This is a genomic window from Enterococcus infantis (assembly GCF_049166715.1).
Classification (GTDB): domain Bacteria; phylum Bacillota; class Bacilli; order Lactobacillales; family Enterococcaceae; genus Enterococcus_C; species Enterococcus_C leclercqii.
In genome coordinates, this window is record NZ_JBMHFB010000001.1 from 466,975 (window position 1) to 485,843 (window position 18,869).

The window sequence follows — 18,869 nt, forward strand, 5'->3', positions numbered from 1 at the left end:
GCAGATTCAGTATACCCGTTTTGGCTGTGGATTACCAAGCCTCCAATCAGCGAGCCTTCTTGCTGATTCACGAAAAAATTGCGGGCATCCCCTTTTCTTTTTAATAATTATATGATACTATTTAGCACGTTCGAGTGAATTTTTATACAAAAAAAATAAAATTATGTATATTCGCAAAGAGTTGCTCCTCTTTGCTGCAAGAAAGGAATTTATTTATGCTTATGAAAAAACAGTTGAAACCACTGCTGCTCATCCCGGTACTGGGACTCTTACTGAGTTTGTTCGCGTTTCAGACCCCTGTTCATGCCGAAGAAACCACCGATCCCATCTACCAGCGGATTCAGCAAAGCGGTGAGTTGGTGGTGGGACTCTCTGCCGACTATGCCCCCTTCGAATTTCACGCAACGGTAGACGGCGAAGACAAAGTAGTCGGCTTTGACGTCGCTATCGCCGGAAAAATTGCCGAAGACTTAGGTGTTAAACTAAAAGTCGAAGAACTGGGCTTTGACGCGCTATTAGGTGCTTTACAGACTGGGAAAATCGACATAGTTATTTCCGGAATGAATCCGACACCCGAGCGGGAAAAAGAAGTCAATTTCACTGATGGCTACATGACCGTCACACAAAAAGTCGTGGTCAGAAAAGCGGATGCCGACAAATTTACTTCATTGGACGTCTTGAATGGTGTCGCTGTCGGTGTCCAAAAACAAAGTGACCAGGAGACACTGGCAAAAGCTGAACTGCCAAACTCCGATATCACATCCTTACAAAAAGTACCCGATTTGATTACCAACTTGACCAATGAAAAAATTGACGCTGTCATTATCGAAGGGCCCGTAGCTGACGCCTATGCCCAAGTCAACAAGAGCCTCGCTGTCGCAGATCAAGTGCACTTCAAAGACGGCAGTAAAGAAATGGCTGCCGCGGTTGCTAAGAATGCCCCTTATCTTTTGGAAAAAATCAACGCTTCTATCGCGGATATTAAAGCCCAGAACTTGCTAGAAGGCTATCAGAAGGAAGCCAATGAATTGATGCTGGGAGAAGGCGACCAGGGCTTTTTGAAAAAATACTTGCCCTATTATATTTCCGGAGCAGGTTATACTGTCTTTCTAGCCTTTATCGGCGTTTTGTTTGGTGCTGTCCTTGGCGCAATCTTGGCATTAATGAAGCTGTCTAAAAGCAAGCTTGTGAAGCTGCTTGCTACTATTTATATTGAATATGTTCGCGGCACTCCACTTTTGGTGCAAATCTTTATCGTTTATTTTGGGACTGGTGTCTTAGGCTTTGACATGTCCAAGCTGGCTGCCGGTTGTATCGCGCTGGCGCTGAATAGTGGGGCCTATGTAGCCGAAATTATTCGTGCCGGAATCAACGCTGTCAATAAAGGTCAACTAGAAGCGGCCCGTTCTTTAGGGATGAATCAGGCACAAGCGATGCGCTTTATCATCTTCCCGCAAGCTATCAAAAATATCCTGCCTGCTTTGGGCAACGAGTTCGTGACTGTCATCAAAGAATCCTCAGTCGTTTCCGTCATTGGGGTTTCCGAATTGATCTTCCAAACCGGTGTGGTACAAGGGGCTAGTTTCAAACCGTTTATTCCTTACGTGATTGTCTCACTAATCTATTTTGTTTTAACCTTTACAATTTCCCGTCTCTTAGGTGTAGCTGAAAGGAGAATGGCCAATGATTGATGTCAAAGACCTGCATAAAGCATATGATGAAAACGAAGTATTAAAAGGGATTGATCTACAGGTAGCTGCCGGTGAAGTCGTAGTAATCATCGGCCCTTCCGGCAGTGGGAAATCTACTTTTCTCCGTTGTCTGAACTTATTGGAGCAACCCACCAGCGGAGTGATTGAATTTGAAGGCCAAAATATTTTGGCTAAAGGGGTTCAGATTGACCAATTACGTCAGAAAATGGGCATGGTTTTCCAAAGCTTCAACCTCTTTCCTCACATGACCGTCTTAGAGAATTTGACCATCAGCCCTGTGAAAGTCAAAAAAGAATCTGCTGAAGAAGCAAACGGTGCCGCACTGGCCTTGTTGCAACAAGTAGGTTTGGCTGATAAAGCTGCGGCTTACCCTGCCAGTCTTTCCGGCGGGCAACAACAACGGGTAGCGATTGCCCGTGCATTGGCTATGAATCCTGACGTTATGCTATTTGACGAACCGACTTCTGCCTTGGATCCGGAAATGGTCGGCGAAGTGCTGGCAGTTATGCAAGCCTTGGCAGAAAAAGGCATGACCATGGTAGTTGTCACCCACGAAATGGGCTTTGCCCGAGAAGTTGCCGATCGAGTGATTTTCATGGATCAAGGAATTATTCAAGAACAAGGAACCCCGGAAGAGATCTTCGGCGCGCCCAAGAATCCTCGAACCCAAGACTTTTTGCGCAAAGTACTATAATCGAGCTTCAAAAAATGAATTGAATACTACCAATCGCGCAAGACAAGCAGCTGCCACTGAAAGAAAGTGGCAGCTGCTTGTTTTTTTATTATTGGCCGATCACTTATTTAGATCTCCTATCGACGGCAATGACCTCAATGAGTACTTTGTCAAAAAGCAATGAGAATCTGCCCATCTTCATTGCCTTTGAAAAAATCCGGTGCTAAAATGTCTGAGAATCATGAAATTTTACCGAAAATCGCCGTAAATGTACCATTTGCTGGCTGTTTGCGGAATTGAATATATGCAAAATCGCCGGGTTTTGCCGACTTGCAGTCGGGAACGGACGTCATCTGATAGGCCATGAGGAGGATGACGCACCGTTCCTTTTTATGCGTCATTCGCAATTTTAAGCGGCTATTGCAAAGCCAAAAGAGAGGGAGTTTTTATGAAAGAAGTCAGAAGTTACGTTACCAGAAGTGTCCTTAGTACATTAGCTTTGTCCGTCTACATCTTGGCCGATACCCTGTTTATTGCAAACGGCGTCGGTAATTTGGGACTGACCGCACTAAATATTGCCTTGCCATTGTTCAATCTTTTGAACGGCCTGGGGCTACTTTTAGGTATGGGTGGTGCCACCTTATTCAGCTTGCAGGCTGGCAAAAATAATTACTTTTCTCAGTTGATCGTCACCGCACTGATTCTCGGCGGCGGGTTTACGCTATTGGGCATTTTCTTTGTGAATCCGATTGCTACTGCTTTGGGAGCCAGCGCGGCAACGTTGGATTTGACGGTTATGTATCTGCGTTTCATCCTGATTATGGCACCGTTTTTCATTTTGAACAATCTGGTTCTGGCCTTTGTCCGCAATGACAGCAACCCACAGCTGGCAATGATGGCCATGCTCGCTTCCAGCCTTTTCAACATCATTTTTGATTATATTTTCGTCTTTCCAATGGATATGGGGATGGCTGGCGCAGCATTGGCCACCGTTTTATCGCCCGTTTTAAGTTTAGCTATCCTGAGTCTTCACCGTAAGAAACCGCAGCGAAAACTGACATTGTCCTTAGCGATTCCTCGCCTGGAAACTATCAGCCGCTCCGTTCAACTGGGGCTGTCTTCTTTTTTGACAGAAATGAGTACCGGCGTCAGCATCTTAATCTTCAACCAGGTATTGTTGTCACTGCGAGGTGATGTCGCAGTTGCCGCCTATGGAGTTCTGGCCAATATCGTCCTAGTGGGCTTAGCGATGTTCACCGGGGTAGCTCAAGGGGTGCAGCCGCTGATTAGTCGGGCTGCCGGTAGAGGTGATCAAAAAGCAGTCGATGATTATTTGAAATTTGGACTTAAAGTCAGTTTGGGATTAGCCGCTATTCTCTATACACTATTAATCATCTTCAAATACCCAATCACCGGCTTTTTCAATAGTGACAACGATCCTGTCTTGACTAATTTAGCAGTCACTGGCATTTCAATCTATTTTCTGGCTTTCTTTGCTTCCAGCAGTAATATTCTGCTGTCTATCTTTTTTTCAGCTGTGGGCAAAGCCAAACAAGCCTTTACCATCGCTTTATTGCGAGGGTATCTGCTGATTATTCCAATCTTGCTGATAGCAAGTCGTTTAGCCGGCATGACCGGGGTCTGGAGCAGTTTGCCTATCACAGAGTTTTTGACTATGGCAGCAGCTTATGGCCTGCTATTTTACTATCGCAAACAATCTACTATCCCCTGTCCTTCAAGAAGTTCAGATTCTGCTGACATTAACTAGAACTAGCACGCCTTTGACACTTTAATTGCGCAACGGACAGCACTAGGGGCGTGTTTCAGCTAATACGAGAAAAAAATCCGGATGCCGTCATCTTCTATTCGCTGAAACCAGCGACCTTTGGATGACCGGCGACCCGGATTTTTGCTTTTTTAACCGTCATAAAAGCCCAGGATAGCAATCCCAATCATGATGGCGGCAATCACTAGATAGTGTTTGGCTCTCAACCGTTCCTTCAAAAAAATTCTTCCCAACAAGACTGAAACAATGGCGTAAGCAGAGATCAGTGGCGCAGTGATGACCGCTTCTTTGCTGGAAATCGCACCGATATAAAAGAATTGACCCAGCGTCTCAAAGATGGCTGCCAGACCTTTGTCCCGCTCTTCAAAGACTGCGAATTTTTCTTTTTTGATCAGTGCCAAGTACCCCCATAGCAGCAATGCCACAAGCAAGAAAGTCAGTTCATAACTCATATTGGCTTGGTCTTCTGGAAGGATCTTTTTGTACTCTAGATAATAGCTGTCTAAAAAGGTCCCCATACCATCAATGATCATGTACAAAATGGGAAACAAAATGGCGATAGCTCCAAAACGGTACTTCGGATCAACTTGGACCCCTTCCGCGGCTAGTTCGGCATCATCGGCTTCTTTTTCAAAGATGGACAGCAACAAAATACCAATCAAGATCATGCTGATTGCTAAAAACTGTAAGCCATTCAATGAGTTGCCCATAATCATAAAGCCCAAAAGTGCCGTCACAGCGCCCGAAGAATTACTGATTGGCGAGGAAATGGAGACTTCGATATAGCGTAACCCAAAGTAGCCAATCGCCATCGACAAAATATACATCGCCGAAACCGGCAAATAGACGATCAGATTTTTCCAATCGTAATTGATGCCTTCATAGACGCCATAATATAACACTGCATGCAGCCCCATAACCAGCCCTACCATGATAGTAGTTTTCATGGCACTGTGAGGGTCAGCGGCGTTATTTCCTTTTTTATAGAAGAGATCGGCTGTCCCCCAAGCCAAAATCGTGATCAGTGCAGACGCAAACCACATTCCCAACACATCCATTTCCTAAAAATTTAACCGATTATCTTCTTAAAGTTAGCTTAATCTTTTTTCACCGTCAAATATTTTTCTTTTTTTTCTGCTAGAAAACCTTCATTTCATGACAGCACAAAAAAAACATGCTAAAATGGCAGATGGAATCAGTGGCTGTAGTCCTGATTGTGAGAAAGTGCACACTAAAAAGCAACAGCTGTATCGCCGATGCCCATCCGTGTCACTGGAAAAGTCTTCTGTCTGCAGCACACAATTATTGCGAGGTGAAAATCCATGGTACCATTTATCATTTACTGGGGCATTATTCTTGTTTGTATCGCCTGGTTGGCGTTGAGCGTCTTCTTTTCAGTCTTTTATCTGGCTAAGAAAGAAAACGGAAACCTGTGGGCCTTTGCTTTCTTCAATGTGATCGCTGCTATCGTTTTGGCTATCACTTTGGCAGTCTACCGCACATGGGGTTGGGGCATCACTCAATACTCAAGCCTAATCTACGTGATTTTGGGCGTACTGGTTGCTTTGACACTGGTACAAGCCGTTTTAGGCCGCGAGCCAAAAGAAAAGATCGCCTAACAAAAAGATTGGCGCGTCTCATGACGTGTCGATCTTTTTTTGTTGGTATTTCGCCAACTTCACCTGGCGGATTGCCTGGGAGGATAGCCCTTCTCTGCTGAAAGCTGCCATTTGATTTTCTGAAAAATCACCCTTATCCATTGACAATCCGCTGGCTATCCTTTAAACTCCTATCTATAATTATTAAAGTACACCACTAAAATCGAGAGAATGACTTCACCATGTAGAGGTTGCGAACGCCATTAACCCCGTCGAGCAGAGCATTGCGACGAAGCGGGCCTAGGGGCTTTCGCCGAAACGGCAAAGGAGATGCTGCTCCTTATCCGTTGGGCTGCAAATGAACAATTTGCAGACTGTCTTGGCTATTGCCAAGGTGCGCTATGTTTTGTGAGAGGTTCGTAAACAATATTGCTTGTTCACAGCCGTTCCTAAGCATAGGGACGGCTGTTTTTTGTTTTTGAAAGACACTGTGTTCCCAATAAGTCCACTATCTCAAAAGGAGAGAATTATGAAAAAAAGAGCTGCCCTGATCACCTTGTTGACTTTGTTGTTATCGCTGATTGGCTTGGTACCCCAAGCCTACGCCGATGAAACAACTCCAAATGACGAATTTCGCGTAGGAATGGAAGCCGGCTACGCCCCTTTCAACTGGACCCAAACCACCGATGCCCACGGAGCGGTTCCCATCGACAAATCGAGTTGGGCCGGTGGATACGATGTTCAGATTGCCAAAAAGGTTGCTGAAGGCCTAGGCAAAAAGCTGGTCATTGTCAAAACTGAATGGGACGCTCTGCCAGTCGCACTGCAGTCTAACAATCTCGACGCGGTGATCGCCGGGATGTCCCCCACCGCTGAACGTAAAAAAGAAATCGACTTTACCGATCCTTATTACGAGTCCGACTTGGTCATCGTGACCCGTGCTAACAGCAAATACGCCGATGCCACCTCCTTAGCAGACTTTAAGGGTGCTAAAATCACCGCACAACAGTCTACTTTCCACTACACAGTGATTGATCAGATTCCCGGAGTTGAAAAACGACAGGCCGCAAAAGGATTCTCACAAATGCGCGCTTCCCTATTGTCCGGCGATATCGACGGCTATGTCAGTGAACGTCCAGAAGGAGTTACTGCTGAAACTGCCAGCAACCAGTACAAAATGGTAGAATTCGCTGAGGGCAAAGGCTTCAAAACCAATCCGGAAGATGTCCAGGTAGCTATCGGGATGCGCAAAGGTGATCCTAATATCGCCAAGGTCAATGAAATTTTGGCTGGTATTTCTCAAGACCAGCGTTTGAAACTGATGGATCAAGCAATCAAAGAGCAGCCAATCGCTGCAGATAAAGAAGCGACTGCTCAAGAAAAGCCTGGTCTTCTCACTGATTTCAAAAACATCTGGAAAAATTATGGCGGTCTCTTTTTACGAGGCGCTGGACTAACTTTATTCATTGCATTGACCTCAACAGTCATCGGGATGGGAATTGGCCTATTGATTGGGGTTTACCGGACATTGCCGAAAGCTGCCAGCTTGGCGGGTCGCTTTTTCCAAAAACTTTTCAATGGCCTATTGACCGTCTACATCGAAGTCTTTCGTGGAACGCCTATGATGGTACAAGCGATGGTTATCTTCTATGGCTTGGGTATGGCTTTCGGGATCAACCTAGATCGAACTTTTGCCGCGCTGCTGATCGTTTCTGTCAACACCGGTGCCTATATGTCTGAAATCGTCCGCGGTGGGATCTATGCGGTTGACCAAGGACAGTTTGAAGCGGCGCAAGCTATCGGGATGACCCATGGACAAACCATGAAAAAAATCGTATTGCCTCAAGTCTTGCGCAATATCCTGCCAGCGACTGGTAATGAATTCGTCATTAACATCAAAGATACCGCCGTATTGAGCGTGATTTCGGTAGCCGATCTCTTCTTCCAAGGAAATTCGGCAGCCGGCACTAACTATCAGTATTTCCAAACCTTTACCATCATTGGTCTAATATATCTGGTTATGACATTGGCTGTTTCCCGAACACTGCGCTTGATTGAAACCAAAATTGACGGCCCATCCTCTTATGAAAAAACCGATACTGCCACCATTCAGAATGAACTGGAAGAATAGGAGAAGACCATGACAGAATCCATTATTGAAATCAAACACTTGAAAAAAAGCTTCGGGGACAACGAAGTCTTGAAAGATATCGACTTTACCGTCAACAAAGGTGAAGTGGTCAGTATCATCGGTTCTTCCGGATCAGGGAAATCTACCCTGTTGCGCTGTATCAACCTCTTGGAGACCCCTACCAGCGGCGAAATCCATTATCAGGGTCAAGATGTATTGCAAAAAGGCTATAGCCTGACAAAATACCGCACCCATCTGGGAATGGTCTTCCAATCTTTCAATCTCTTCAACAACCTGAATGTGCTGGAAAACTGTATTACCGGTCAGGTTACCGTTTTGAAGCGTGGCCGAGCTGAAGCTACGAAAACAGCCGTTGCCAATCTGGAAAAAGTCGGAATGGCCAGCTATCAAAAAGCGATGCCAGCCCAGCTTTCCGGCGGTCAAAAACAACGGGTAGCGATTGCTCGTGCTTTGTCCATGAATCCAGATGTCATGCTTTTTGACGAACCTACCTCAGCCCTTGATCCAGAGATGGTAGGAGAAGTGTTGAAAACCATGAAAAGCTTGGCCCATACTGGTCTAACCATGGTTATCGTAACTCATGAAATGGCCTTTGCCCGAGACGTCTCCGATCGTGTCATCTTTATGGATCAAGGAGTCATTGCTGAAGAAGGAACCCCTGAAGACATTTTTGGTAACCCCAAAGAGGCCCGCACAAAAGAATTCCTTCAGCGGGTATTGGAAAAAGAAGAATAACATTTTTACAAACAGGAATACCGCCTTCGCTACAGTGTTTTTTACACTGTTTGCGGAGGCGGTTTTTTCACGGATTGTAAAGACACTATTGAAAATTTTCATGAATCGAGGTAAAATGACCCATTATTGAAAAAATTCGTTTCTGTCCTAACGATTATAAATCAGCGACTTTGGTCTCGTTCGTAATAACTATTGTCCCCAGTCTCGCTATCTTCAGTATCGAAGTTTCGACAGAGCAGCTTTTCCAGGAGGAATTTTCATGGCACAGCAAGAGCAGGAGCTTTCCCGCAGTCTTAAAAATCGTCACGTCCAACTGATTTCCATCGGTGGCGCCATTGGTACCGGGTTATTTCTCGGATCGGGAAAGTCCATCCAGCAGACGGGTCCTTCCATTTTGTTTGCTTATATGATTACCGGCGGCATCTGCTTTTTGATTATGCGAGCATTAGGGGAACTGTTGCTTTCCAACACGAATAACCATTCTTTTTTGGATTTCGTAGCCGAATATCTCGGTAAAAAATGGGCTTTTATAACTGGCTGGACGTATTGGTTTTGCTGGATTGCCATTGCGATGGCGGATTTGACTGCCACCGGACTGTATGTTCGCTACTGGTTTCCTAACATCCCCCAGTGGTTGCCGGAAATCTGCGCGCTGTTGATTTTAGTGGCGCTGAATCTTATTGCCGTTTCTTTGTTTGGTGAGTTGGAGTTCTGGTTTGCTTTGATTAAAGTGGTGGCAATTCTGGCGCTAATCGGTATTGGCGCTTATATGATTTTCACCCATTATCCCACCTCAGCCGGTCCGGTAAAACTTGCCAATATCTGGTCTCACGGCGGCTGGTTTCCTAAAGGTCTCAAGGGCTTTTTACAATCCTTTCAGATGGTAACCTTTGCCTTTGTAGGGATTGAGCTGGTGGGTCTGGTGGCTGGGGAAACCAAAGATCCGGAAAAGGTCTTGCCAGAAGCCATCAACAATATTCCGATTCGAATCATCTTGTTTTACCTTGGCTCCCTCTTTGTAATTATGGCTATCTATCCATGGAATAGTCTAGGCACCAGTGAAAGTCCCTTCGTGGAAGTCTTTTCTGAAATTGGCATCACTGTCGCTGCGACTGTCATTAATATTGTCGTCCTCAGTGCTGCAGCTTCTGCTTGTAATAGTGCCATCTACAGTACTGGACGCATGATTCGTTCGCTGGCCCAAGAAGGCAGTGCTCCGAAGCCCTTCGTTAAACTGACGAAACACCAAGTCCCGGCCAACGCCATCTTTTTTTCCGCATTGGTGATTTTCAGTGCCGTAATTATGAATTTCGTAATGCCTAGTCAAGTCTTCACCGTGGTAACGAGTATTGCTACCACCTGCTTTTTGTTTGTCTGGGGGATCTTAACTTACACCCACTTAAAATATCGCCGCAGCATTCGCGGCAAGCAAAGCCATGCCTTCAAGATGCCTTTTTATCCGCTGAGCAACTATCTGATCTTCGCCTTTTTGCTGTTTGTTTCCGGTGTGTTACTGTATACTCCCGAAACTCGACTGGCGGCTTTGGTTACTCCAGTTTGGTTTTTACTTTTACGAGGAATCTACTATCTAAAATTTCAGCGAAAGCAAAAAGGAAGCTGACAATTCTCCTGCAAAGCAAATACTACCAAACGTGAATCACAAGCAAAAAGGAAGGATGACACAAGTAATTTCCAAGTGCTAAACAGCAGATGTTTAACCATAATTAGTAAAAAGTATACGGATGAGGAAAATTTGTGACCCTATTCATGTTTTAGTCCGAAGAGAGAACAATACCATACGTATAAAGAGAAGTCACCTCCACTATTTTTAATGGAAGTGACTTCTCTTTTCATTGCGGCTCGCGTTTGGTAGTGTTCGGTTCGCAGGAGGGTGACTCAATTATTGTCACGGCCCCTTTATTGCTAAAAATTTCAAACACAGACTTTTCTTTCTACGGATAAGGGGCAATCCTTGCCGGCAACTACTTTCCAAAGACAGTTCGTTGGAGTTTTCCGGCTGCCTCATAGGAAGGTACCCACAAAGCGGAGACTAAAAAGCGGCCAAATAGTCCGACCTGTGGGACAAAAAAGACACCAGCGATTAGTACCAGATTGATAATCATGGATAATTGGCTGCGTCTGTCGCCTTTTAAGACCTGATTGACCCGAGAAGTCGGATCGTTTGCTGCAATCACTTGGCGCGTCAATATGCCAAAAGAAAGACTCCACATGGTATACACCACCACATACAACAATTCCGGCCAGAATTCACCAGGATTTTGTCCTACCCATTGTGTCGCCGCCGGACAAAGCGTCAACCAGAACAGCCAAAAAATATTCGCCCATATAACCTTGTCATTGACCTTCTCTGTCATCCGGAACAAGCGGTGATGAGTGACCCAAATGACTGCCACAAAGATGAAGCTGACGATGTAGGCTGTCAGGACATCCTTTAAAGCGTAGATTGAAGACAACGTAGGCTCTGTGGGAAAGCGAACTTCCAACACCAACACAGTGATTACGATGGCCACGACACCATCTGTAAAAGCTTCTAATCTCGACTTTGTCATCTACTCACCCCTGACATGGATCTGTGGCCAGCTTCTCCTGCTGCCATTTTCTTTCCATTTTAGCACAGCGGACAGCTCCTGTGTAAAAGCCCACCCAGTAAACAAAAACTAAAGCTGAGACGCAACAACTATATGAAGCTGACTCTCTCAGAACAGCCCAGACTCTATTTTTCACCGCTGTCTTTTGCCGGATTATTCGTTGGATTTCAACGCTTCAATCATGTGGATATGTTTTAACTTGAAGTGAGTCACCACCGTTACAATTCCGGTAAAGAGGATGGTTAAGGCCGCCGAAACTGCATAGCCTTGCCAGTGAATCACCATTGGGAAGACAATCGTATCCGAAGACGCCATCGTCAATATAAACCAAGTCAACAGACGACCCACGCCAAAGCCTAAAAGAATACCAATCACGGTAAATACCACCGTTTCCCGCAAGAGATACATGGTCACCTCACCATCGTAAAAGCCCAGCACTTTGATGGTCGCCATCTCCCGCTGTCGCTCGCTGATATTGATATTTGTGAGATTGTACAAAACCACAAAGGCCAACACTGCTGACAACAAAATGAAAATAAAGACGATAGGGCCGATACTTTCCGTCATGGAATCCTGCTTTTTCAGTTGATCTGCCATATAGGTCACATTCAAAATGTCCTCTGACTTGTATAGTGTCTTGGCTAAGGCTTGACGTTTTTTACTCGATAAATCTTTAGTAGTGATCCAATACGCATTGTCCTGCGAGGTTTCTCCGGTGACCTGTTGATAATAGGTTGGGGTCAAATAGAGACTGTGCCCCAGATAATTGTCAAAGATTCCCGCCACCTTCAGCGAATAGTTTTCACCGGCAGCATTAGTCATCCTCAAGGTATCGCCTTTTTTGACATCAAAGAGCTTGGCCAATTGCCGGCTTACCAGTGCCCCGGTATCCGTCAGTTTCAGTAGCTGATTTTTTCCTGATTGCAAAGTTACGAAATCTGTCAACTGCTTTTCAGAAGGATTAATTACATTCAATGTCGCACTTTGCTTAGTGACACCGGCTTTTTTGAAGGTCACCTGCTGTGTTTCAAGCCGGAATGTCTCTGTAATTTCTGATTGCTGTGTCAATAATTGCGCCACGGAGTCAGTTTCATCGTGATTGAGGTCTTCATCCAGCGAAACAACACCATCATAATGGACCAACTGGCTGAACTGAATCGCTGTCGGTGCCGGAATCGAATCCCGCAAGCCAAAACCCGCCACCATCAGACCGGCACAACCGGCGATACCGCAAACTGTCAACAAGCCGCGAGCTTTATAGCGGAAAATATTGCGATAAGCAACTTTCTGATTGAAATTCAGGCGGTTCCAAATGGGTTTCACCTTTTCTAACAACACCCGCTGTCCTGAACGTGGTGCTCTGGCATTCAACAAGGTGGTAGGTTTTTCCCGCAAGTCTTTGATCAATACCACCGCTGAAGAAACCAATGTTGAAAAAGCTGCTGCCGCCACTGCAATCAAAATCGGCAGGACAAAATATTCGTTTGCATAGCTTTGATAGATATATTGATCACTGAGCATATCAAAGACAATCCGCGGCAACAGATTTTTTCCTGCCACTACACCTAGTACCACGCCAATCACAGTCGCCGCAAAGGCATAAAGAAGATACTTTGAAGCAATCTCGCCATTGCGATAGCCCAACGCTTTCAAGGTACCGATTTCCCGGCGATTTTCTTCAATCATACGGGTCATGGAGGTAAAGATAATCAAGATTGCAATCAGAAAAAAGAACACCGGAAAGACATTAGCGATAGCATCGATTCGCACAGCCAAACTTTGAAACTCATTGAAACCAGGATTGTCCTGTCTTTCAGTAAGCAGATAGTTGGGTTCTTTCAGTTCATCGATTTCCTGCTGGGCTTGATCCAGTTCCTGTTGCCCTTTTTTGATTTTTTCCTGATTGTCATCTAGTTCTTGTTGCTTTTCTTTTAACTGCGCCTCGGCGGCTGACAAATTTTTCTCGGTTCCTGCTAACTGTTGCTCTGCGGCAGGATTTCCTTGACCGATAGCTTCAGCAGCTTGCAACTGCGTTTTAGTGGCCTCCAATTGCTGACGAGCAGCTGCAGTCTCCGCTTTTGCTTGATCCAGTTGCGCTTGTCCGTCTTGCAACTTTTGCTGTGCCTCGGCTAACTTTTTGGCTTCTGGGGCCAATTTTTCCTCAGCCAGCGTTTTAATTTCTTTCAAGCGGGGCGCTTTTCGTGCAGCCAGCGCCTGCTCCACCTTAGCTTCTTCTTTAGCTAAGTCTTCTTTATAGGTTTCAGAAGTAGGAGCAAGCTTTGCCAACTCGTTAAAAGAAACATACAAAATGCTATAGTTCTCATTTTTGAAAGCTGCTTGGGGCACGTAAGCAAAGCCGCTCACCTGGCCGTCGCCGATATTGGTGACGCCTCGTTCCCGATCATCCACATAGATAGGGGAATCCGCGAAGCCTACGACTGTAAAGGTAGTGTTCTTTAGCTGCTCATCTTTCAAGGTAATTGTCGTCTCCAGTGGATAGCGGTCTGCTAATACCCGATCAATCAAGATCTCGTCAGCTGCTTTTGGCAAACGGCCCTTAGTGATGATGGGGTGATTTTGCCCATCGGTACCGGCATAGGAATAAACCTGGAGATTTAGCTGCTGCTTTTCTTCATGTATCGGCAGTCGTTGGCCCAACTCGGCAGTAACTCCCGCCACGGCTGTAACAGCTTCTAGATCATTTTCAGTCAAGCCGCCAGTCGAAACCACCTGAAGATCCGATACCTTTTGTGTTTTTATCAGCTGGTCTGCGGTGCGATTCAGGTCGGGGCCGATTGATTTGATTCCGACAAATAAAAGAACACTCATAAAAATGATAATCACGATGGCAGCAAAACGACCAAAGGAATTCCGGATGTCCCGCCATACTGTTTTGAGATACAAATTAGTTTTCATTGTACTTCCTTTCCCATGACGGCAATTTCAGTCGCCGCGTTACAAAAAATATTCGGTAACTAAAAGCTTACCAAACGATCTCATCTACTGATATCGGCTGCGGGTTGACTGTCATCGAGCGCACACGGGCATCGTTGATTCGGATCACCCGATCAGCCATTGGTGCTAACGCCGAGTTGTGGGTGATAATTAAAACTGTCTGGCCTTGTTTGCGACTGGCATTTTGCAAAAGTTTCAAGACTTGCTTACCAGTCTCAAAATCCAACGCCCCAGTCGGTTCATCGCACAACAAAAGTTTAGGATTTTTGGCTAACGCTCGCGCAATCGCCACTCGCTGTTGCTCTCCGCCAGACAATTGTGCCGGAAAATTCTGCTTGCGTTCACCTAATCCCACTTGATCTAGCACCTCATCCACCGGCAAAGCGTCGGGTGCCACTGCCGTTGCCAACTCGACATTTTCTTTGGCTGTCAGATTAGGAACCAAATTGTAAAATTGAAAGACAAAACCGACATCTTTGCGGCGATAAGCCGTCAATTGTTTGTCACTCATGTGTTCGATATGGACACCGTCAACGATAATTTCTCCTTCTGAGGGTTTGTCCATACCGCCAAGTATGTTCAAAACCGTAGACTTGCCAGCTCCACTAGGCCCCAATATTACTGCCAACTCTCCTTTTGCAACTTCAAAACTCATATCATTGTTGGCTAGGATTTCAGTTTCCCCCATCTGATAGCGTTTGTATTCATGTTTTACTTCGATGAATGCCACGTTGTTTCCTCCATTCTTTCAACACGCTGTTGAAAACATATCACACTGTCAGTATAATGAATTCGAAAAACAGCGGCAATATGCAATTATTTTTCTTGTGTCATAAAACCAACACTTTTTAGGAAATTGTTCAACCATTCATCTTTTCCCTCTCATTTATACTTGATAGGAGGCTTCTACATGGCCGGTACTAAAAATAATCGCCGCACACGTTATACACGCCAAGCGATCAAAGACAGCTTTCTCCAGCTCTTAGCAGAAAAAGACCCTTCGAAGATTACCGTCACAGAGATTTGTCAACAGGCAGACATTAACCGCGGGACCTTTTACCAACATTTTCGTGATCCCGCTGACCTCTTTTCACAAATCGAACAAGATCTCTTGGATAAGATTTTACCAATTTTGGCAATGCGGCCCAAAGATCATCTTGAAGCCTGGCTCAATCGTTTCATCGAAGTCTTACAGGAAAATGCCGTGGTCGGTCGGCTGATTTTGAAAGACTATCAGGACAGTCGCCTTTTGGCTATCACTTTCAATGAGGTCCATGATTTAGCCATCAGTGAATTCCGTCAACGCTTTCAAGAAGAAGATCCGCAGCTTTTGGAGTATTATTTTGCTTACTTTGTCAAAGGGACTATCGGAACCATCCTCCAATGGTTAGAAGATGGCTCGCCGGTGCCAGCTCAAGCACTGACTGGTATGCTCATTAAAGTATTGCAAAACACCCAGTGAAATATTTGACGGACTCTTCTTGCAAGTAATAGCTCTCTTCTGCCTTTTGCAGCGCTTAGGTTTGTGCTGATTTTTTTCTTTCGTTATACTGGTATAAAGACTGCTTTTCAGTCGCTTACGTGTAACTAACAACGATTAGCTATCGCTTTACCGAAAGGAAGGATCATATGAAAGAAAGAGGATCGAACCGACTAATCGCTTTTTTCGGCGGTAAAACGTCCTATTTTGTCTTGGGTCTGATCTCATTGACAGCCATCACTATTCTCTTGCTGCGGGAAGTTTCCTTTATTTTCCGTCCGCTGGCTGTAATTATTGGGACTGCACTGCCACCTGTAGTATTTGCCATGATTTTATATTATATGCTGCGACCGGTAGTGGACTTTGCAGCTGAAAAAGGGGTGCCTCGTACCATCAGCCTGGCAGTAACCTATATCCTGCTCGTCGGATTACTGGTCTTTGGCGGCTTCCAGCTATTTCCAGTGATTCAACAACAGACTCTGGATTTGGTGGACAAACTACCGGAGTATGCCAAAGGTTTTCAAAACAGCTTGGAGAGTTTTATTAACAATACTCCTTTGGCAGACCAGTTTCAGCAGCTAATGGATTCGTTGGATTCCATCACTGACAACCTTTTTGGCTTTATCAGTGACAACTGGCAAGACGGCGCTAAAAGTTTGGGAAATATTTTTTCTACTATTTCCACGGTAGGCGTAACACTGTTCACTGGGCCGATCATCGCCTTCTTTTTAATCAAGAGTCCCAATAAGTTTTACCGCAACGTCATGAATATCGTGCCCCCACGATTTCGCCGAGATACTCATGAACTAATCAAAACCGCTGATCAGCAGATTGGCGCCTTCCTAAAAGGGCAAGTCATCGCCTCAATCTTGTTAGGCGTAATCTATTGGATTTGTTTCCTTTTGATTGGCCTACCTTTTGCTACAGTGATTGCTTTAGCCGCTGGAATCTTGAATATCGTTCCTTATATCGGGGCCTTTGTGGCTTTTATTCCGGCACTATTTGTCGCTTTTCAGGATTCCGGATTTATGCTGATTAAATTCGTCATCGTCTGGTTTGCTGTTCAGCTGCTCCACGGCGATTTGGTAGTCCCTCGTGTACTAGGGGATCGTTTGAAGATTCATCCAATCACCATTTTGGTGGTCTTGTTGGTGATGGGAGATCTGCTGGGTTTTGTCGGTGTGGTCTTCGGGATTCCTATCTATAGCCTCGTCAAAATCGCTGTCGTCTTCTGTTTCCGAAAATTCAAGCAACGCTACAACCATTTTTTCGGAGACGATGGCAAATACCGTAACACCGAATTTACCGAAAAAGATTACTGATAAACTGCTACTCATCTATTTTTGAGCAGCTCTATTAAGAGGAGTGAGCCTATGAAAGTCGTTTTTCATGTCGATGAAGAAAACAAATGGTCCGAAGCCGGTAAAAATATCCGCAATTTAAGAGCCGCCGCTGAAAACATCAAAATTATCCTTTTAGTAAATGGTGCGGCCATCAAAGGTTATTTAGATCCAGCCAATGCCGCCTTGCTAGGAGAAGATCAAGTGGAGTTTCACGCCTGCCACAATGCCATGCAGGCTTTTGGAATTTCCCCGGAAGATTTACCGGCAAATGTTGAAATTGTTCCTGCCGGTGTCTTGGATCTCGTCAAACTCCAGCATCGAGGGTATGCTTATATCAAACCCTAAGCCGCTTTTACTCAAAATAGCCGCTAAAAAAGATTAGTGAGCCTTTGAAATTTTTAACAACGAAATGAAAAGAGAAGTCACTTCCACTATTTTTAATGGAAGTGACTTCTCTTTTCATTGTGGCTCACGTTTGGTATTGTTCGCTTCACAGGACGGTGACTCAACTATTGTCACAGACCCTTTGTCTGCTATTGCTATTCAATTTTCATCAATTGCTTTTTCACGCCAATTGTCAGCAGTCACTGATATCGCAAATTTTTGCTAATGCAATCTCGCCACTTGCCTCCAGCTCTACTGTGCAGGTCTTCTCCAGGATGGTCACAATCTTGACCTTTTCCTTGGCTGTGCCCCCTACTACTTTTGCCTCGTAAGTAATCCCTTTTTGCAGCTCTGATTTTTCCATAAGCTGTCCACCTCTTTGTTTCCTTTTTGAGGGTTATATCATGACGAGGTTCCCTTGTAAATAGCTTCCATAAGGTTTTCGCAGAATTTTCGAAAAATATTCGCATTTTTTGAGCTTTTCACTCGTAAAAGCTATTTTGGGCTGCGATGTTGGTAGTGTTTGTACAGTGCACCGAAGCGGCCACTGTAATCCGACTGCCACGGCTTATCTCGACCACAAAAATGCAACAATACCGTATGAGCGACAACCCAATCCAGATCCCATTGTCCCCGACTGATCGTCTCATACACCATCTTTTTGCGGACATCAAAATTATACAGCTGATCTGGCAAGGGTAAAATCCGCTCGCCGTACAATCCGTTCAACACGTCCTGATCTGGCAAAAACAGCTGAAAACGATTCTTTTCGATGAATTCAAAGATGGCCTGCCGTGAAACCAAAGGGCGAATCTGGGGTAGATTCATCAGCAACACACCGGAATTAAAGTAGCTTTCCGCTTCATAGTTTTGTAGTCGCACCTTATTGATGACATTCGCCATTTCCGTCAGTTGAGAATGGCTAGCTGCCGCATAAGGTGCCTCCCCCATCTTTAGCTCCAACAGCGGCCGCAGATCATTGATACACAAAATATCCGCATCCAGATACAAGATTCGTTCCAACTCCGCCGGCAAAAATTCTTGAGCCAGCAGACGATAATAAATGGTTTCCGGGTAACGATCCGTCGTGGGGCTGTCCTTAAATAACTGAGGGCCCACCACTACCGGATGATAGTTTATCCCCAGTTGATGACAAGCTTCAGCGATTTTGTCGTTTTGTTTCAACGGCTGCTGCTGCATCACGTAGACGGACAGCTCAGAAAACGAAGAATTTTCACGGATAGAATACAGGGTCGTCACCAGTTGCGTAGAAAAATTATCATTGATAGAAAAAAGTAGATTGTGGTGCATCAGCGGATCGCTCCTTTTTGATCAATTCGGCGGGGGTGTTTCCCAATATGACTTTGTAACACAGTTTAGCAAAATCAATTAGATTTCACCACAGCGGCGATTCGTTCCACTCGTTCTCAGCCTCCTTTTTA

At 45.1% G+C, this 18,869-nt stretch carries 16 protein-coding genes and 1 riboswitch; of the genes, 10 read left to right on the forward strand and 6 right to left on the reverse strand.

From position 1 onward, the window contains the following. Positions 1-221: 221 nt before the first annotated feature. The 3 genes from ACOMA8_RS02045 (at position 222) to ACOMA8_RS02055 (ending at position 4,153) form a co-directional block, all read left to right on the forward strand. Positions 222-1,691 carry an ABC transporter substrate-binding protein/permease gene (locus tag ACOMA8_RS02045; RefSeq protein WP_421368251.1) on the forward strand — a complete coding sequence of 490 codons (1,470 nt, stop codon included), beginning with the start codon at positions 222-224 and terminating at the stop codon, positions 1,689-1,691. Then, the gene (locus tag ACOMA8_RS02050) at positions 1,684-2,406 is read left to right on the forward strand and encodes an amino acid ABC transporter ATP-binding protein (protein ID WP_161898582.1); all 723 of its coding nucleotides are present in this window, start codon (positions 1,684-1,686) and stop codon (positions 2,404-2,406) included. The genes ACOMA8_RS02045 and ACOMA8_RS02050 overlap by 8 nt, the downstream gene beginning before the upstream one ends. Positions 2,407-2,833: 427 nt before the next feature. Continuing rightward, the gene (locus ACOMA8_RS02055; RefSeq protein WP_421368062.1) at positions 2,834-4,153 is read left to right on the forward strand and encodes an MATE family efflux transporter; all 1,320 of its coding nucleotides are present in this window, start codon (positions 2,834-2,836) and stop codon (positions 4,151-4,153) included. A gap of 149 nt (positions 4,154-4,302) precedes the next feature. Here the strand turns inward: ACOMA8_RS02055 and ACOMA8_RS02060 are convergent, their stop codons facing one another. Then, complete coding sequence (locus ACOMA8_RS02060) at positions 4,303-5,214, reverse strand: EamA family transporter (protein WP_421368064.1); 912 nt, start codon at positions 5,212-5,214, stop codon at positions 4,303-4,305. A 279-nt stretch (positions 5,215-5,493) separates the two neighbouring features. On the opposite strand from ACOMA8_RS02060, the gene ACOMA8_RS02065 reads away from it, so the two are divergent. The 4 genes from ACOMA8_RS02065 (at position 5,494) to ACOMA8_RS02080 (ending at position 10,277) form a co-directional block, all read left to right on the forward strand. After that, entirely contained in the window at positions 5,494-5,790 is a 297-nt protein-coding gene (locus ACOMA8_RS02065) for a hypothetical protein (RefSeq protein ID WP_161898585.1), read from the forward strand. A gap of 216 nt (positions 5,791-6,006) precedes the next feature. Then, positions 6,007-6,179, forward strand: a riboswitch (Lysine riboswitch). A 119-nt stretch (positions 6,180-6,298) separates the two neighbouring features. Further along, positions 6,299-7,900 carry an ABC transporter permease subunit gene (locus tag ACOMA8_RS02070; protein ID WP_421368068.1) on the forward strand — a complete coding sequence of 534 codons (1,602 nt, stop codon included), beginning with the start codon at positions 6,299-6,301 and terminating at the stop codon, positions 7,898-7,900. Between the two features lie 9 nt (positions 7,901-7,909). After that, on the forward strand, positions 7,910-8,656 hold the full coding sequence (locus ACOMA8_RS02075) for an amino acid ABC transporter ATP-binding protein (protein WP_421368071.1): 747 nt from the start codon (positions 7,910-7,912) through the stop codon (positions 8,654-8,656). Positions 8,657-8,915: 259 nt separating this feature from the next. Then, on the forward strand, positions 8,916-10,277 hold the full coding sequence (locus tag ACOMA8_RS02080; RefSeq protein WP_161898588.1) for an amino acid permease: 1,362 nt from the start codon (positions 8,916-8,918) through the stop codon (positions 10,275-10,277). 361 nt (positions 10,278-10,638) lie between these two features. On the opposite strand, the gene ACOMA8_RS02085 is transcribed toward ACOMA8_RS02080, so the two are convergent. The 3 genes from ACOMA8_RS02085 to ACOMA8_RS02095 form a co-directional block, all read right to left on the reverse strand. Beyond that, a complete protein-coding gene (locus tag ACOMA8_RS02085; RefSeq protein ID WP_421368073.1) occupies positions 10,639-11,226 on the reverse strand; it encodes a TMEM175 family protein in 588 nt (195 codons plus the stop codon). A gap of 192 nt (positions 11,227-11,418) precedes the next feature. After that, a complete protein-coding gene (locus ACOMA8_RS02090) occupies positions 11,419-14,181 on the reverse strand; it encodes an ABC transporter permease (RefSeq protein ID WP_421368076.1) in 2,763 nt (920 codons plus the stop codon). A 67-nt stretch (positions 14,182-14,248) separates the two neighbouring features. Continuing rightward, positions 14,249-14,950, reverse strand: a complete 702-nt coding sequence (locus ACOMA8_RS02095; RefSeq protein WP_421368078.1) for an ABC transporter ATP-binding protein — start codon at positions 14,948-14,950, stop codon at positions 14,249-14,251. A gap of 180 nt (positions 14,951-15,130) precedes the next feature. On the opposite strand from ACOMA8_RS02095, the gene ACOMA8_RS02100 reads away from it, so the two are divergent. The 3 genes from ACOMA8_RS02100 (at position 15,131) to ACOMA8_RS02110 (ending at position 17,388) form a co-directional block, all read left to right on the forward strand. After that, entirely contained in the window at positions 15,131-15,682 is a 552-nt protein-coding gene (locus ACOMA8_RS02100; RefSeq protein ID WP_421368082.1) for a TetR/AcrR family transcriptional regulator, read from the forward strand. A gap of 167 nt (positions 15,683-15,849) precedes the next feature. Beyond that, complete coding sequence (locus ACOMA8_RS02105; protein WP_421368085.1) at positions 15,850-17,022, forward strand: AI-2E family transporter; 1,173 nt, start codon at positions 15,850-15,852, stop codon at positions 17,020-17,022. 51 nt (positions 17,023-17,073) lie between these two features. Then, the gene (locus ACOMA8_RS02110) at positions 17,074-17,388 is read left to right on the forward strand and encodes a DsrE family protein (protein WP_421368087.1); all 315 of its coding nucleotides are present in this window, start codon (positions 17,074-17,076) and stop codon (positions 17,386-17,388) included. Positions 17,389-17,620: 232 nt separating this feature from the next. Here ACOMA8_RS02110 and ACOMA8_RS02115 read toward each other — a convergent pair whose 3' ends face one another. Further along, positions 17,621-17,791: a hypothetical protein gene (locus ACOMA8_RS02115; protein ID WP_161898594.1), complete on the reverse strand. Its 171-nt coding sequence runs from the start codon at positions 17,789-17,791 to the stop codon at positions 17,621-17,623. A gap of 131 nt (positions 17,792-17,922) precedes the next feature. Further along, positions 17,923-18,738, reverse strand: a complete 816-nt coding sequence (locus ACOMA8_RS02120; protein ID WP_421368090.1) for a glycosyltransferase family 8 protein — start codon at positions 18,736-18,738, stop codon at positions 17,923-17,925. Positions 18,739-18,869 lie beyond the last annotated feature (131 nt).

Coding starts and splice junctions, on each gene's coding strand:
- ACOMA8_RS02090 (WP_421368076.1), bottom strand. CDS start 14,181: ATGAAAACTAATTTGTATCTCAAAACAGTATGGCGGGACATCCGGAAT.
- ACOMA8_RS02065 (WP_161898585.1), top strand. CDS start 5,494: ATGGTACCATTTATCATTTACTGGGGCATTATTCTTGTTTGTATCGCC.
- ACOMA8_RS02080 (WP_161898588.1), top strand. CDS start 8,916: ATGGCACAGCAAGAGCAGGAGCTTTCCCGCAGTCTTAAAAATCGTCAC.
- ACOMA8_RS02075 (WP_421368071.1), top strand. CDS start 7,910: ATGACAGAATCCATTATTGAAATCAAACACTTGAAAAAAAGCTTCGGG.
- ACOMA8_RS02060 (WP_421368064.1), bottom strand. CDS start 5,214: ATGTGGTTTGCGTCTGCACTGATCACGATTTTGGCTTGGGGGACAGCC.
- ACOMA8_RS02100 (WP_421368082.1), top strand. CDS start 15,131: ATGGCCGGTACTAAAAATAATCGCCGCACACGTTATACACGCCAAGCG.
- ACOMA8_RS02105 (WP_421368085.1), top strand. CDS start 15,850: ATGAAAGAAAGAGGATCGAACCGACTAATCGCTTTTTTCGGCGGTAAA.
- ACOMA8_RS02085 (WP_421368073.1), bottom strand. CDS start 11,226: ATGACAAAGTCGAGATTAGAAGCTTTTACAGATGGTGTCGTGGCCATC.
- ACOMA8_RS02120 (WP_421368090.1), bottom strand. CDS start 18,738: ATGCACCACAATCTACTTTTTTCTATCAATGATAATTTTTCTACGCAA.
- ACOMA8_RS02070 (WP_421368068.1), top strand. CDS start 6,299: ATGAAAAAAAGAGCTGCCCTGATCACCTTGTTGACTTTGTTGTTATCG.
- ACOMA8_RS02050 (WP_161898582.1), top strand. CDS start 1,684: ATGATTGATGTCAAAGACCTGCATAAAGCATATGATGAAAACGAAGTA.
- ACOMA8_RS02115 (WP_161898594.1), bottom strand. CDS start 17,791: ATGGAAAAATCAGAGCTGCAAAAAGGGATTACTTACGAGGCAAAAGTA.
- ACOMA8_RS02055 (WP_421368062.1), top strand. CDS start 2,834: ATGAAAGAAGTCAGAAGTTACGTTACCAGAAGTGTCCTTAGTACATTA.
- ACOMA8_RS02110 (WP_421368087.1), top strand. CDS start 17,074: ATGAAAGTCGTTTTTCATGTCGATGAAGAAAACAAATGGTCCGAAGCC.
- ACOMA8_RS02045 (WP_421368251.1), top strand. CDS start 222: ATGAAAAAACAGTTGAAACCACTGCTGCTCATCCCGGTACTGGGACTC.